The organism is Microbacterium sp. PMB16 (assembly GCF_051294855.1).
In the GTDB taxonomy this organism is placed as follows: Bacteria; Actinomycetota; Actinomycetes; order Actinomycetales; family Microbacteriaceae; genus Microbacterium.
On record NZ_CP145908.1, the window covers coordinates 901,972 to 915,676 of the forward strand.

Here is a 13,705-nt window from a genome sequence, read left to right on the forward strand (position 1 = left end):
GTAACTATGTAGTACCATCACGGCATGGAGACCCTGCTGCTCGACCGGTTGCTGCAGATCGGCGATCTGTTCCAGAGAGACATGGCTCGCGCCTTCGACGGCACCGGGCTCACCACGGCACGTGTGCACCTCCTCTGGGTGCTGAAGCACGCCGGCCCCTCGACCCAGCGCGACCTCGCCCGGCTCTGCGACGTCACTCCGCGCAACATCACCGGGCTCGTCGACGGCCTCGAGGCATCCGGTCACGTCCGCCGCACGCCGCATCCGAGCGACCGGCGCTCCGTGATCGTCGAGCTGACCGCTTCCGCCGCCGAAACCATGGCGCGGATGCAGCGGGAGCACACCGAACTCAACGAGACCCTCCTCGCCGCGGTCGCACCCGAGGACCGTGCCGCCGTCGAACGAGGCATCGCCGCGATCGCCACGCATCTCGAGACCCTCGTCGCCGATGCGGCAGTCGCCGAAGATCAGGCAGCGTCATGAGCACCGAGACGAGGACGACCACACCGGCCGCCCCGACCCGAACGGCACGCGCGCTGAACTTCCTCCACCGCGCGCTCATCGCCGAGCTCCGCGTCTACTCCAGCATCGGCCGCGCGATCGCCCGCCGCCCGGCTGTGCCCGCGGGCGGCACCGGCATCGGGTACCACCAGCCGGTGATGACCATCCTCATCATCTTCATCGTGCTGTCCGCGGTAGAGATCCCCATCCTCGACCTCATCGTGCACCCGTGGCCCGCCGTGCGGATCCCGATCCTGATCCTCGGCATCTGGGGCCTGACCTGGATGATCGGCCTGCTCTGCGCGATGCTCATGCGTCCGCACGCGGTCGGGCCCGACGGCATCCGCGTCCGCAGCGGGCTGGAGCTCGACGTCGCGGTGTCGTGGGACGACATCGCGTCGGTCGCCATCGCGAAGCGCGTCGACGAGCCGAAGCTGCCACGGATCACCTCCACCGAGGACGGCGCGGAGTACGCCGAGCGGATGCAGGACGAGACCAACATCGAGATCGAGCTCGAACGCCCCGTCTCGATCCGCCTCCCCGGCCTTCTGCCCAAGGGCGGACGGCACGAGGTCATCCGCATCCGCCTCTGGGCCGACGACCCGCGAGCGTTCCTCGCCGCCGCTCGTCCCTTCCTGATCGCGGCGGACTGACGGCTCCCCGGATCACGTGCGCGCGATCACTCCAGTCCGTGCTCCGCGAGCCACTGCTTCGCGACCCGCACGGGCGCGCGCGACAGCCAGGCGTCCGTGACGAGCTCGGCCAGCCGCTCCCGATCGATCACGTCGAGCAGCACGAGCAGCCCCGGGTACCCGTCGAAATGCGGGATCGTGAAGAGCACATCCGGCTCGGCCGCGAGCAGCGCCTCTTTCTCCTCGAGGCTCGCCGTCCGCACCCCGATCACGACGCCGGCCGGCCACTCGCGCCCGAGTTCCTCGAGCTGGCGGAGGTCGGTCTGTCGCGGACCACGAAGACCGGTGAACATGCCGCTCTTGACCCGCCACGCGGCGTCACCGGTGTGCCCATCGATCACCTCGTGCACGCCGGGCAGCGCGAGCGCGATCTCGCGCAGATCGTCGATGGTCGCCATGAGGCCATCGTCTCGCTGATCCCCGCCTCGCGCCAGCACCACGGCCGGAGCGAGGGGGCGATCAGCTCAGCGGGTGATGCGGAGCGTGCGCACCTCGAAGGGCCGCAGCTTCAGTTCGCCACCCAGGCGCGGCTCGTCGAGCTCGTCTTCGATGAGCGTCACCTCGCGCACCTCCCGGTGCGGGAAGCCCACCGTGAGCGCGCCCGTCGTGCGCCTGCCGAGGGACTCGTACACGCGCACGATCACGTCACCGGAGCCGTCGTCGGCCAGCTTGACCGCCGACACGATGATCCCCTCGCCCTCGACCGAGACCAGCGGCTCGACCTCACGCGCCCCACGAACGACAGTGGGCATCGCGTTCATCCTGATGCCCTCGGTCGTCGCGATCGCAGCATCCGCTCCGATCACGAAGCCGACCTCGATCTGATGGGGCCCGTGATCGGTGTCGGGATCGGGGAAGCGCGGCGCCCGCAGCAGCGACAGGCGCACGGTGGTCGCCACGGCATCGCCGTCGACCTCCCGAGTGGTGTCGTAGCCGTAGATCGAGTCGTTGACCAGAGCGACGCCGAAGTCGGCCTCGCGCACCATCACGAAGCGGTGCATCGAGGTCTCGAACTTCGCCGCCTCCCAGCTCGTGTTGGTGTGGGTCACTCGCGACTGGTAGCCGAACTGCGTCTCGGCGTCGGTGTGCGCAGCCTGCACATCGAGCGGGAAGGCGAGCTTGAGCAGCTTCTCGGTCTCGTTCCAGTCGATGTCGTTGCGGAGCAGCACCGTGCGCTCCCCGGGGCGGAGAGAGATGCCCTGCTCGATGGTCGACTCGGAGAACTCCCGGCGCACGGTCACGACGGCCGTGCCGCCGTGCATGGTCGCCTCGATCGACGACACCGCAGTGAGGTCGTCCACGCTGTTGCGGTAGTACTTGTCGATGTCCCACGCGTCCCACATGTTCGGGAAGTCCTGGTGGAGCTGGAAGAGGTTCGCCGCCTGACCCTCCGCGACGGCCTCGCGGCCGGTGGCGCGGTCGACGGCCGAGACGATCAGCCCCTCCGCCGAGACGAGGACCGACACCAGGTCGTTCTCCAGGCGCCAGCCGCCGTCCTCTTCGGTGAGCGATACCGGCGTCGCGGTCGACTCGACGACGAAGGATGCGCCGAGCGCACGCCCGCGCCCGACCGAGGTCGGCTCGAAGCGCAGCTCACGCTCCCCTTCACCCGCGAGGGATCGACGCGCGGATGCCGAGATCTCCTCGGCATCCGACAGCACGTTCGTCAGCACCTCGACGGCCTCGCGGTGCACCCACGCGATCGACGTGCCGGGAAGGATGTCGTGGAACTCGTGCAGCAGCACGATCTTCCAGAGCCGGTCGAGCTCGTCCTGCGGGTACGACGCACCCGTGCGCACGGCATCCGTCGTCGCCCAGAGCTCCGCCTCGATCAGCGCGTGCTCGGCCCACCGGTGCAGCGCCTTCGTGGCGTGCTGGCTGGTGAGGGTTCCGCGGTGCAGCTCGAGGTAGAGCTCGCCGACCCAGACCGCGGGGTGCGGAAGCTCGGCCCTCGCCGCGTCGAAGAAGACATCGGGATGCTCCCACACGACCTGCGCGCTGCCCTCGAGGTTCGCGAGGCGCTTGGCCTTGCCGGCCATCTCTCGGGTCGTGCCACCGCCGCCGTCGCCCCAGCCGACCGGCGCGATCGAGCGCGAGCTGTGCCGGTTCTCCTTGAACTGACGCGAGGCCTTCGCGACCTCCATGCCGCTGAGCTGCGAGTTGTAGGTGTCCATCGACGGGAAGTGCGTGAACACCTGCGAGCCGTCGATGCCCTCCCAGAGGAACGAGTGGTGCGGGAACACGTTCTGCTGGTTCCAGGAGATCTTCTGTGTGAAGAACCATTCGAAGCCGGCGCGACGCATGAGCTGCGGCAGCGCCGGGGAGTAGCCGAAGCTGTCGGGCAGCCAGACGCCCTTCGAGCGGATGCCGAACTCGCGCTCGAAGAACCGCTGGCCGTGCGAGAACTGCCGCACCAGCGACTCGCCCGTCGGCATCACGGTGTCGGACTCGACCCACATTCCGCCGAGCGGCAGGAACCGGCCGCCGGCGACCGCGGCCTTGACGCGCTCGTAGACCTCGGGGCGGTGCTCCTTGAGCCACGCGTACTGCTGCGCGCTGGACATGCCGTACTGGAACTCGGGCTGCTCCTCGAGCAGGGTCGTCATCGACGAGGTGGTGCGGGCGACCTTGCGGATCGTCTCGCGCACCGGCCACAACCACGCGGAGTCGATGTGCGCGTGACCGACGGCCGAGATGCGGTGCGCGCTCGCCTCGGCGGGAGCGGCGAGCACGTCGGCCAGTCGGGCGCGGGCGTCGGGCGCGGTCTGCGCGATGTGCTGCAGGTCGAGGGCGTCGAGCGCGTCGTCCATCGCCTGCAGGATGCGCATGCGCCGCGGCGATGTCGGCACGAGTTCCGCCTGCAGCTCGAACAGCACCTCGAGGTCGAGCGAGAGCTCGAAGACGTCCTGCTCGAACACGGCGAGGTCCATCCGCCGCGAGCGGTACAGCGGCTCCCGCGAGGACGTCTGGATGTCACCCTCCTGCGTCGGCAGGAAGGGGTGGTAGTCGAGCAGCACGGGGTTGGCCGCGGCCTCGAGGTACAGCTCGACGGGCTCTTCGCCGTCGGCGGCCTCGGTGATCGGCAGCCACTGATTGCGCGGGTTGATGCTCTTCACCGGGCTCCCGTCGGGCCGGTAGACGAGCGCCTCGCACTGGAAGCCGGGCATGTTGATGTCGAAGCCGAGGTCGATGACGGCCTCGACGCGGCGACCCGCCCACTCGGCGGGGACGCGACCGGTCAGCCGGAACCACGTGGTCGCCCACGCCGGACCCCACGGCGCCCCGACGGCGCCAGGCGCGTAGTCGAGCGCGAGCCCGTCCTGCGGGCTGATCGGTTCGCCCGGGAGTTCGTGCAGCTCGACATCCAGCGGCACGGATGCCGAGTGGATCGCCGGGCGGATGCGCTCTTCGAGGACCCGCTTGACGCGGCCGACGGTGAGCGAGGTGTCGTCATGCATGTGAGGGATCTCCGGCTCGACGGTGAGGGCTACTAAAACGATCTAGTGATCAAGTCTAGAACACATGATCCGTGCTTCATGAGACTAAACCGATCAAGTATGGTGAGGAACTATGAGCCCGGCGAAACGCGTCACCATCGCCGATATCGCGCGTATGGCCGGAGTGTCACCAGGTGCCGTCTCCTTCGCCCTGAATGGCCGCCCCGGCGTGAGCGACGAGACGCGGCAGCGGATCCTCTCGATCGTCGAGGAGAACGGCTGGCAGCCGAGCTCGGCGGCGCGCGCACTGGTCGGTGCGAAGGCGAACACGGTGGGCTTCGCGCTCGCCCGCCCGGCACGCTCCCTCGGATCCGAGGCCTTCTTCACCGACCTCATCGCCGGCATCGAGTCGCGGCTCTCGGTGAGCAAGGTCAGCCTGCAACTCCGCCTCGTGGCCGACGTCGCCGAAGAGATGGAAGTGCACCGGCAGTGGCGCTCGTCGAACCAGGTCGACGGCTTCATCTTCATCGACCCCCGCGACGACGACCCCCGCGTCGATCGCATCACGGCCCTCGATGCGCGTGCGGTGATGATCGGATCCAAGCCTTCCCCCGAGGGCTCGGTGCCCAGCGTCTGGATCGGCGACGACGCGGTGGCCGACACGCTCTTCTCCTACCTCGCAGCCCTCGGTCACACCCGCATCGCCTACGTCGGTGGCCCCGCCGACCTGGAGCACACGCATCTGCGCGCCGAGGTACTGGAGCGCATGGCGTCCGACGGCATCGAGGGCGAGGTGATCACGACCGACTTCTCTCCCGCACGGGCCTCCGCGGTCACCCGCTCGCTGCTCTCCGGGCGACAGCGCCCGACCGCGATCGTCTACGACAACGACGTGATGGCGGTCGCCGGCCTCCGCGTCTCGCAGGAGATGGGCCGGGCGGTACCGCGCGATGTGTCGCTCGCGTCGTTCGACGACTCCGTGATCGCCGGATTGATCAACCCCTCGATCACTGCGATGACCCGCGACACCTTCGAGCTCGGCGAGATCGCTGCCACTCTGCTGCTGCAGCAGATCGAGGCCGGGGTGAATCTGCCGAGCGTCGAGGGCCCCACCCCGGTGCTCACGGCGCGCGAGAGCACGGCTCCGCCGGCGCGTCTCGGCTGAAGCCGCGCGTCAGGCCCCGACGACCGTGTTCACCGAGCCGTAGGGGTCGACTTCATTCGCCGACACGTCAGGGCGGATCAGATGACGGATGCCGCGCGCATCGAGCGCCGCGGAATCCTGCGCCGTCCGTGACGTGACCAGCGCCGGGTCGAGTCCGGCCGCACAGGCATCCACCCACGCCTGGAACACCACTCCCCCCGGACTCAGCGACGCGCGGCTCACCGGCACCTCGCGCTCGTCGACCTCGACCACGATCGCGGTCTCGCGCGCGGGCGGCGCCTGGCGCGCGCGGAGCTCGGGGATGAGCTCGGCGAACCGGCGGCCGAGCGGCTTGGCCCTGCCGTCCTGGCCGACCAGACCAAGCGAGTACTCCAGGTCGGGGAAGTCGCCGAGGTCGCGGCTCACGTCGTGCGAGCACCACCAGGTGATGCCCCAGAGGTTCTCGGTGCGCACAGCCGAGCGCACCGTGGCCTCGAGGAATCCCGGCATCTCGTCTTCGGCGAGGCAGTTGGAGGGAGCGCCCACCTCCTGCAGCCAGACCACGCGCTCGGGGTCAATCGCGAAGGCGCGCGACAGCTCGATCAGGTACTCGGCGTGCCGATCGGAGGCGACCGAACGCCCGCCGTACCTTTGCGCGGTGCCGTTGAAGATCCAGGAGTGGATGGTGGTCATCGCGCCGAGGCGCGAGGCGTGCGCGGGCGTGAACCCGTGGCCGTCCATGTACCAGACCGCGTCGTACTCGCTGTGCACGTTCGTGTGGCCGGGTGCCGCAGCATCCGCCGCCGCGAGCAGCGCGGAGATCCACTCGCCCGCCTCGTCCTGCGTGACCGGCCACGGCGAGGGGTGGGTGTGCGCCGAGAACTGGTTCGTCTCGTTGCCGAGCGTCAGGCCGAGGAAGTTCGGCGCCTCGCGCAGCGCCTGCCCGAGCCGGTCGACCAGCGCGATCTGCCCCTCCAGCGCCTTCGGGTCGGTGAACATGTTCTTGTCGTGCCACGTGTAGAGCCAGGAGGGGATGAAGTCGAAGCTCGACAGGTGCCCCTGGATCACGTCGACGCTGGCGTCCAACCCGAACTCGCCGGCGATGTCGACCATCGCCCGCACGTCGTCGATGGCCTTCGTGCGGATGAGCGTGCGGTTCGGCTGGAGGACGTTCCAGAGCGGGAAGACCCTGACGTGATCGAGGCCCAGCTCGGCGAGCGCGGCGAAGTCACGGCGGACGTCGTCCGGCGTGAAATCGAGCCAGGAGTGCATCCAGTCCTTCGACGGCGTGTAATTCGCCCCGAATCTCAGGGGAGCATCGAGAGCGCCACGCTGCGTCATGTGTCCGGACCTTTCCGATGGTGCCCTCCGGTGAGGGCATGTCGGATCACTATAACGCTTGAGCAACGAACATCCCACTACTCGACGTGGATTCCCGTGAGACCCTCCGCCAGCACCTTGACAGGCGGGGAATCGGATGGTTTCATCTGCTAAAGCGTTGCAGTCCATTCACCCACGGACATCACGCCGAATCGCCCGCCTCGAGGAAGAAGCACGATGAGAGTTCCGACACGCATTGCCGCTCTGGCCGCATTCAGCATCGGCGTCCTGGCGCTGACGAGTTGCACGGGGGGCGGCGGCGGCTCCGGCGACAGCGGCCCCATCGACACTTCCGGCGAGCTGAGCGGATCGATCCAGTTCCAGACCTGGTCGCTCAAGAACGAGAAGTTCACGCCCTACTTCGAAGACCTGATCGACGCGTTCGAGAAAGAGAACCCCGACGTCACGGTCGAGTGGCTCGACCAGCCGGGCGACGGCTACCAGGAGAAGATCCTGAGCCAGGCGAACGCCGACACCCTCCCCGACGTGCTGAACCTGCCGCCGGACATCGCGTACCCCCTCGTCGCCGCCGGCAAGCTCGTCGACATCGACAAGGCCGACCCCGACCTGAAGTCGGTCTACAACGCCGGCGCCTGGGACTCCTACAGCCAGTACCCCGAGGTCGAGGGCACCTACGGGCTGCCCTGGTACCTCTCCAGCGACGCCTCGTGGTGGAACCTCGCGCAGCTCGCTCCGTTCGGCGTCACGGAGGACAACCTGCCGACGACGGTCGACGAGCTCCTCACCCTCGCCAAGAAGGTCGCCACCGAGTCCGACGGCAAGGTGCAGCTGCTCTCGTCGATCCCCGCGCTCGACACCTTCACGGCCGCCGGCATGGAAGTCATCAACGACAAGGGCGAGTTCGACTTCAACACCGATGAGGCCGCCGAGATCATCCAGGCCTACGCCGACGCCTACGCGGCGGGTGCGATGCCGGCCGAGGCGCTGACCGGCGACTACGGCGGAAACGCCGAGGCCTACATCCAGGAGAAGGTCGCGTTCACGACCGGAGGCACCGGCTTCACGACCGACCTGCAGAAGGACGCCCCCACCCTCCTGGAGAACACCGTCGCGACGCAGCGCCTCGGCGTGCCGCCGCTCTACGTGCAGGGGCTCAACGTCTCGGCCGACTCCGACAACAAGGCGGCCGCGCTCGCCTTCGCCGAGTTCGTGACCAACGAGGAGAACCAGGTCGCCTTCTCGTCGCTCGCCGTCGGCACCGCGCCGGGCACCGCTGCCGGAGGCGACAAGGTCGTGGAGAACATCTCCTCGTCGATCACCGACGAGAAGCAGCTCGCCGCGATCGACACCGTGTTCACCGCGATGGAGGGCGCCAAGGCCCTGCCGTTCCAATGGACGTCCGACATGGCCACGTACATGACGCAGCAGATCGCCCTGGCGATCAACGGCGAGGCGGATGCTGCGACACAGCTCGACAAGATCGTCGAGTACGCGAACGCGAACCGCGTGGACCAGTAAGCATGCGCGCGGACACCGGCATCCGGAGCAGGGTGAGATCGATGCGATCTCACCGATGGTTCACGCCCTGGCTGCTCCTCGGCCCCGCCGTCATCTGGGTGCTGGTGTTCGCGCTCTGGCCGTTCCTCAACACGGTCTTCCTCAGCTTCACCGACGCGCGTCCGCTCCGGACGCCCGAGTTCATCGGCGCGGCGAACTACGACCGCATGTTCGGCGACGAGATGTTCTGGAACGCCCTGACGACCTGCATCATCTACGTCGTCGTGTGCGTGCCGCTGCTCACGATCCTCCCGCTCCTGCTGGCACTGCTCGTGCAGAAGAAGCTGCCGGGCATCGCGTTCTTCCGCACCACCTTCTACTTCCCCGTGATCGCGTCGGTCGTCGTGGTGGCCCTCATCTGGACCTGGCTGTTCGACAGCCGCGGCATCATCAACCAGACGCTCGAGTTCCTCGGCCTGGTCGACAAGCCGATGGCCTTCCTGGTCGACCGCTGGCTGCTGCTCGGCTGCGCCATCCTGCTCACCGTGTGGAAGGGGCTCGGCTATTACATGGTCGTGTACCTCGCCGCCCTCGGCAACGTCGGCAAGGAGCTGCACGAGGCGGCCATGCTCGACGGTGCCGGGGCATTCCGCCGTTTCCTTTCGGTCACGATCCCCTCGGTGCGCGGCGCGATGCTCCTGATCGCCGTGCTCATCGCCGTCTCCGCGATGAGAGTGTTCGCCGAGCTCGATGTTCTCTCCAAGAGCACGGGTGGGCCCGGCGGGTACGACATGTCGCTGGTGATGCTCATCCGTCAGGTCGGCTCCGGCCTGAACGGCAACATCGGCTACGCGTCCGCGATCAGCGTGGCGCTCTTCCTCCTCACCCTCATCCCGCTCGCCGCGATCGCGTTCATGAACCGTGAGAAGAAGGCGAAGGCCCCCGCATGAGCATCCTCACCCCGCCCCGCGCCGACGACGACCGTCGCTCGCCGGACGAGCCCACCCGCCTCGAGCGCGAACGCGTCTTCCGCCGTCGCGGTTCCGGCGACTTCAGCAAGCCGACCCTCGGCGGCCTGATCGGTCGCTACGCCCTGCTGCTGTTCGTGCTCGTGCTCGTCATCGGCCCGTTCCTCTGGCAGCTCTCGACCTCGTTCAAGGGCCCGCAGGAGAACATCTACTCCTTCCCGCCGAACCTCATCCCGCGCGAGCCGACGCTCGGCAACTACTCGACCGTCGCCGACATCGTGCCGGTCTACCTCTACGCCTGGCACTCGCTGCTCGTCTCCATCGGCACGGTCGTCAGCAACGTCGTGCTGGCCACCTTCGCCGGCTACGCGCTCGGCTGCATGCGGTTCCGCGGCAAGTGGATCGTGATGGCGATCCTCCTCTCCACCCTGCTGTTCCCCGGTGAGGTCACCGTGACGAGCAACTTCCTCACGATCCGTGCGCTGGGACTGGCCGACACCCTCTGGGGCGTCTTCCTGCCCGGCGCGATCAGCGCGATGAACGTGCTCCTGATCGCCACGGCCTGCCGCATGATCCCGAAAGACGTGTTGGATGCCGCGACCGTCGACGGTGCGACCACCTGGCAGCGCATCCGGCACATCGTCTGGCCGAACATCCGCGGCATGGTCTCGGTGGTCGCGATCTTCGCGTTCATCGGCGCCTGGGACGACTACCTGTGGCCGCTCATCGTGCTGTCCGACCCGGCGAAGTACACGCTGACGGTCGGCATGGCCTATCTCAACAGCAGCTTCTCGGTCGACCCGCGCCTGATCGCGGCGGGGACGATGATCGCGCTCGTGCCGATCGTCATCATGTTCTCGTTCACGCAGCGCTTCTTCTTCAAGGGCGTGCAGGAGGGCGCGATCAAGGGGTGAGCACCGTGCACCTCACGCCCGCGGACGGCCCGGCCGATCCTCCGTCGTCACGCCCCCGCACGGGCGTGCTGCGTTGCCCGGTGTTCTCGTTCGCGTTCGACCCGTCGGCCGGCGAGCAGCGGATCGACGCACCGGGGCTCGCCGACATCGCGCTCTCGCCGGATACGGTGCTGCACTGGGCGTTCTACGCGGACGGGGCTGCCGCGACGCTGGCACCTCACGCCGGGCTCGCGGTCACGGTCGATGTGCGATTCGCCGACGGCACCCGACTGAGCGAGATCGCGGCCGTGCGCGACCGCTACGACTTCCCGATCACCGCCGAGGAGCAGTTCGGCGCACGCTGGAGCCTGCCGGAGCAGTGGAATGCCGACACCGTCTCGCTCGCCCCGGTCGCACACCGCAGCGGAATCGTCGAGATCGTGCTCGGTGCCGACTCGCTGGCCGGCACGGAGGATCTCCCGGGCGAGGTCCGGGGATTCGTGCAGGTCATGATCGAGCAGCGCGCGGCATCCGCAGCCCTCACCCCCGTCGAACGCGTCGACACCCGCCGCGGCTCGCACTCCGGTCCGCGATTCTCGCGAGGGAACACGATTCCGGCGGTGGCGGTGCCGCACGGATTCACGTTCGTGACTCCGGCGACCGACGCCGCCGACTCCCGCTGGCCCTACCGCCCCTTCGTGCACGACGACCCGCAGGGCCGCCGTCTCGAAGCCCTCCAGTTCTCGCATCAGCCCAGCCCGTGGATCGGCGATCGCTCCGTGCTGCAGCTGATGCCCTTCCTCGATCGCCCGGTATCGCAGCACGCCGGGCGCCGACGCTGGATCGTCCCCGGCAGCGAGCGCGCGCATCCGCACGAGTACGCGGCCGACCTCGGCGACGGCCTGCGCGTCGAGATGACGGCGGGCTCACATGCGGCGGCGTTCCGGGTGCAGAGCATCGATCCCGACGCCCGCGTGGGATTCGTGATCGACCAGCTCACCGCCGGCGGGCGCCTCGAGTGGGCGGATGCCGGAGGATTCGAGGGCTGGATCCCGGAGGGCCCCGCGGACTGGGGTAACGCACCCCGCTGCTTCTTCGCCGGGACCGTACTGCCGGGGCATGGTCCGGCAGATGACCGTGGCCGTCTCGATGACGACGGGCGCGGTGAGGTCGCCGGATACGTGAGCGGTCACGGATCGCTCGAGGTGCGGATCGCGGTCTCCTTCCTCTCGGTCGCGCAGGCCCGCCGCAGCCTCGCGATCGAGGCAGCCGTCGAGGTCTCCTACGAGCAGCTGCGTGAGACGGCCGCGGCATCCTGGAATCGCCTTCTCGGACGCGTCACGATCCCGGCGCTGCCCGAGGCGGAGGCTCCGTACCGGACTCTCGCCGACGAGGAGCACCGGGCCCGGATCGCGGCCGCCCTGCACCGGATGCACCTGTACCCGAACAGCGCGGCCGAGAACGCCGGCACGCCCGAGGCACCCGTCTGGCGCTTCGCCGATGTGTTCGCCGACGCCGCGGTCACGGACCCGATCGCCGAGGGTGAGCTCGTCGTCAACAACGGCTACTGGGACACGTATCGCACCGAATGGCCGGGGCTCGCCCTGCTCGACCCCGTGCTCGCGGGACGGCTGCTCGACGGGCAGTTGGAGCAGTATCGCCGCGGCGGGTGGATGGCGCGGTGGAGCGCCCCGGGGTACGTCGACAGCATGGTCGGCACGTCCAGCGACCAGATCTTCGCGGATGCCGCGCGCTGGGGCGTGGACTTCGACCGCGTCGCCGCGTTCGAGAGCGGATGGCGTAACGCCTGCGAGCCGGGTCCCGACGCCCGCCGGGGTCGCAAGGGCATCGCCCGAGGGCGCTTCACCGGGTACATCCCCTCGGACGTCCCCGAGGGGATGAGCTGGAGCATCGAGAACGCGGTGAGCGACGCCGCACTCGGGCGGTTCGCGTCTCAGCTCGCTGCCGGAACCGAGTCGGAATCGGATGCTGCGCGCTATCGCGCCTTCGCCCGATACTTCGCGAACCGGGCACTGTCGTACCGCACGCTGTTCGACGACGGCACGGGGTTCTTCCGTGGCCGGGACGACCGGGGCGCCTTCGCCGTAGACGGCTTCGATCCGAGAACCTGGGGCGGCGACAACGTCGAGACGAACGCCTGGGGCATGTCGGTCGGCGCCGTGCATGACGGTGCCGGGCTGGCCGACCTGTATGGCGGGCCCGGCAGCCTCGGTCGACACCTGGACGCCCTGTTCGCCGAGCCGGAGACCGCCGACGAGCGATTCGGCGGCGCGTACGGCGCCGTCATCCACGAGCAGCGCGAAGCGCGGGCCCTGCGCTCGGGCATGTGCGCGATCTCGAACCAGCCGGCGCACCACATCCCGTTCATGTACGCGTTCAGCGACCAGCCGTGGCGGACGGCAGAAATCGTGCACGACCTCGCCGGACGGCTGTTCGCCGGTGCCCACATCGGCCAGGGCTTCCCCGGCGACGAGGACAACGGCGAGATGAGTGCGTGGTGGCTGTGGGCCGCGCTCGGCCTGTATCCGCTGGAGCTCGCCTCGGGCGTGCTGCGGATCGGGTCGCCGCTCTTCGACGACATCCGGGTCGACCGCGGGGACGGCTCCTCGCTGCGGATGCTGTCTCGGCGCAGCGAGCCCTCGGCGCGAGTGCTGCAGGAGGCGCGCCTGGACGGGGTCGTCCTGCCCGCGGCCGAGCTGCCGATCGAGGCGCTCGTGGGCGACGCCGTGCTCGAACTGGAGTTCGGGGTCGATCCGGCGGCATCGCTCGAGAAGGGGCCGCAGTCATCCATCGGCGACGTCGAAGCCTGGCACCCCGACCTGACGTCGGGTGACGGCCAGGTCGTCTCCTCCCCCGAGCTCGCGCACGCCGAGCGCGTGTTCGACGACGGCGCACCCTCGGGTGATGACGGCGCTGCGCTGGGCGCCGGAGAGTGGGTGGGGTGGCGGTTCCCGAGGCCCCGCAGCATCAGCGACCTCACCGTGACGACTGTGGGTGCAGCATCCGCCTCTGTGCTCCGCTGGGAGATGCTCGGGACCGACGATCGCTGGGTTCCCATCCACCTGATGCACCAGGCCGCGCTGCGGCAGAATCGCACGACACCGTTCACGCTGGCAACACGCATCGTGACCTCGGCGCTCCGCGTTCGGGCGGAGGCCGAGGTCACGATCCGTCAGATCGAGATCTTCGACCTGGACTGATCAGTCCGGCG

Annotated in this window: 10 protein-coding genes; 7 read left to right on the forward strand and 3 right to left on the reverse strand. The window is 68.9% G+C overall.

Going from position 1 to position 13,705, the window contains the following annotated elements; all coding sequences use genetic code 11:
• Window positions 1-24 precede the first annotated feature (24 nt).
• Together V5D55_RS04335 and V5D55_RS04340 are read left to right on the forward strand one after the other, a co-directional pair.
• Window positions 25-483, forward strand: a complete 459-nt coding sequence (locus V5D55_RS04335) for a MarR family winged helix-turn-helix transcriptional regulator (protein ID WP_435748030.1) — start codon at window positions 25-27, stop codon at window positions 481-483.
• Complete coding sequence (locus V5D55_RS04340) at window positions 480-1,154, forward strand: hypothetical protein (RefSeq protein ID WP_435748032.1); 675 nt, start codon at window positions 480-482, stop codon at window positions 1,152-1,154. The genes V5D55_RS04335 and V5D55_RS04340 overlap by 4 nt, the downstream gene beginning before the upstream one ends.
• 26 nt (window positions 1,155-1,180) lie before the next feature.
• Here the strand turns inward: V5D55_RS04340 and V5D55_RS04345 are convergent, their stop codons facing one another.
• Both V5D55_RS04345 and V5D55_RS04350 read right to left on the reverse strand, forming a co-directional pair.
• A complete protein-coding gene (locus tag V5D55_RS04345; protein ID WP_435748034.1) occupies window positions 1,181-1,591 on the reverse strand; it encodes an MmcQ/YjbR family DNA-binding protein in 411 nt (136 codons plus the stop codon).
• Between the two features lie 66 nt (window positions 1,592-1,657).
• Window positions 1,658-4,651, reverse strand: coding sequence for an alpha-mannosidase (locus tag V5D55_RS04350; protein WP_435748036.1), 2,994 nt, complete (start codon window positions 4,649-4,651; stop codon window positions 1,658-1,660).
• Window positions 4,652-4,763: 112 nt separating this feature from the next.
• Between V5D55_RS04350 and V5D55_RS04355 the strand changes: the two genes are divergently transcribed.
• Window positions 4,764-5,795 carry a LacI family DNA-binding transcriptional regulator gene (locus V5D55_RS04355; protein WP_435748038.1) on the forward strand — a complete coding sequence of 344 codons (1,032 nt, stop codon included), beginning with the start codon at window positions 4,764-4,766 and terminating at the stop codon, window positions 5,793-5,795.
• Between the two features lie 9 nt (window positions 5,796-5,804).
• On the opposite strand, the gene V5D55_RS04360 is transcribed toward V5D55_RS04355, so the two are convergent.
• Window positions 5,805-7,115, reverse strand: a complete 1,311-nt coding sequence (locus tag V5D55_RS04360; protein WP_435748040.1) for a glycoside hydrolase 5 family protein — start codon at window positions 7,113-7,115, stop codon at window positions 5,805-5,807.
• Window positions 7,116-7,331: 216 nt separating this feature from the next.
• On the opposite strand from V5D55_RS04360, the gene V5D55_RS04365 reads away from it, so the two are divergent.
• From V5D55_RS04365 to V5D55_RS04380, 4 genes are read left to right on the forward strand one after another with little or no spacing between them, the layout of a single operon-like run.
• Window positions 7,332-8,633: an ABC transporter substrate-binding protein gene (locus V5D55_RS04365; RefSeq protein WP_435748042.1), complete on the forward strand. Its 1,302-nt coding sequence runs from the start codon at window positions 7,332-7,334 to the stop codon at window positions 8,631-8,633.
• A gap of 41 nt (window positions 8,634-8,674) precedes the next feature.
• On the forward strand, window positions 8,675-9,562 hold the full coding sequence (locus tag V5D55_RS04370; protein ID WP_435748044.1) for a carbohydrate ABC transporter permease: 888 nt from the start codon (window positions 8,675-8,677) through the stop codon (window positions 9,560-9,562).
• Window positions 9,559-10,494, forward strand: a complete 936-nt coding sequence (locus tag V5D55_RS04375) for a carbohydrate ABC transporter permease (RefSeq protein ID WP_435748046.1) — start codon at window positions 9,559-9,561, stop codon at window positions 10,492-10,494. The genes V5D55_RS04370 and V5D55_RS04375 overlap by 4 nt, the downstream gene beginning before the upstream one ends.
• Window positions 10,491-13,694: a glycoside hydrolase domain-containing protein gene (locus V5D55_RS04380; RefSeq protein ID WP_435748048.1), complete on the forward strand. Its 3,204-nt coding sequence runs from the start codon at window positions 10,491-10,493 to the stop codon at window positions 13,692-13,694. The genes V5D55_RS04375 and V5D55_RS04380 overlap by 4 nt, the downstream gene beginning before the upstream one ends.
• The last annotated feature ends 11 nt before the right edge of the window (window positions 13,695-13,705 follow it).

What these genes read in the sequence shown, in the direction of transcription:
- V5D55_RS04335 (WP_435748030.1), top strand. Translation starts at nt 25, where the DNA reads ATGGAGACCCTGCTGCTCGACCGGTTGCTGCAGATCGGCGATCTGTTC.
- V5D55_RS04340 (WP_435748032.1), top strand. Translation starts at nt 480, where the DNA reads ATGAGCACCGAGACGAGGACGACCACACCGGCCGCCCCGACCCGAACG.
- V5D55_RS04345 (WP_435748034.1), bottom strand. Translation starts at nt 1,591, where the DNA reads ATGGCGACCATCGACGATCTGCGCGAGATCGCGCTCGCGCTGCCCGGC.
- V5D55_RS04350 (WP_435748036.1), bottom strand. Translation starts at nt 4,651, where the DNA reads ATGCATGACGACACCTCGCTCACCGTCGGCCGCGTCAAGCGGGTCCTC.
- V5D55_RS04355 (WP_435748038.1), top strand. Translation starts at nt 4,764, where the DNA reads ATGAGCCCGGCGAAACGCGTCACCATCGCCGATATCGCGCGTATGGCC.
- V5D55_RS04360 (WP_435748040.1), bottom strand. Translation starts at nt 7,115, where the DNA reads ATGACGCAGCGTGGCGCTCTCGATGCTCCCCTGAGATTCGGGGCGAAT.
- V5D55_RS04365 (WP_435748042.1), top strand. Translation starts at nt 7,332, where the DNA reads ATGAGAGTTCCGACACGCATTGCCGCTCTGGCCGCATTCAGCATCGGC.
- V5D55_RS04370 (WP_435748044.1), top strand. Translation starts at nt 8,675, where the DNA reads ATGCGATCTCACCGATGGTTCACGCCCTGGCTGCTCCTCGGCCCCGCC.
- V5D55_RS04375 (WP_435748046.1), top strand. Translation starts at nt 9,559, where the DNA reads ATGAGCATCCTCACCCCGCCCCGCGCCGACGACGACCGTCGCTCGCCG.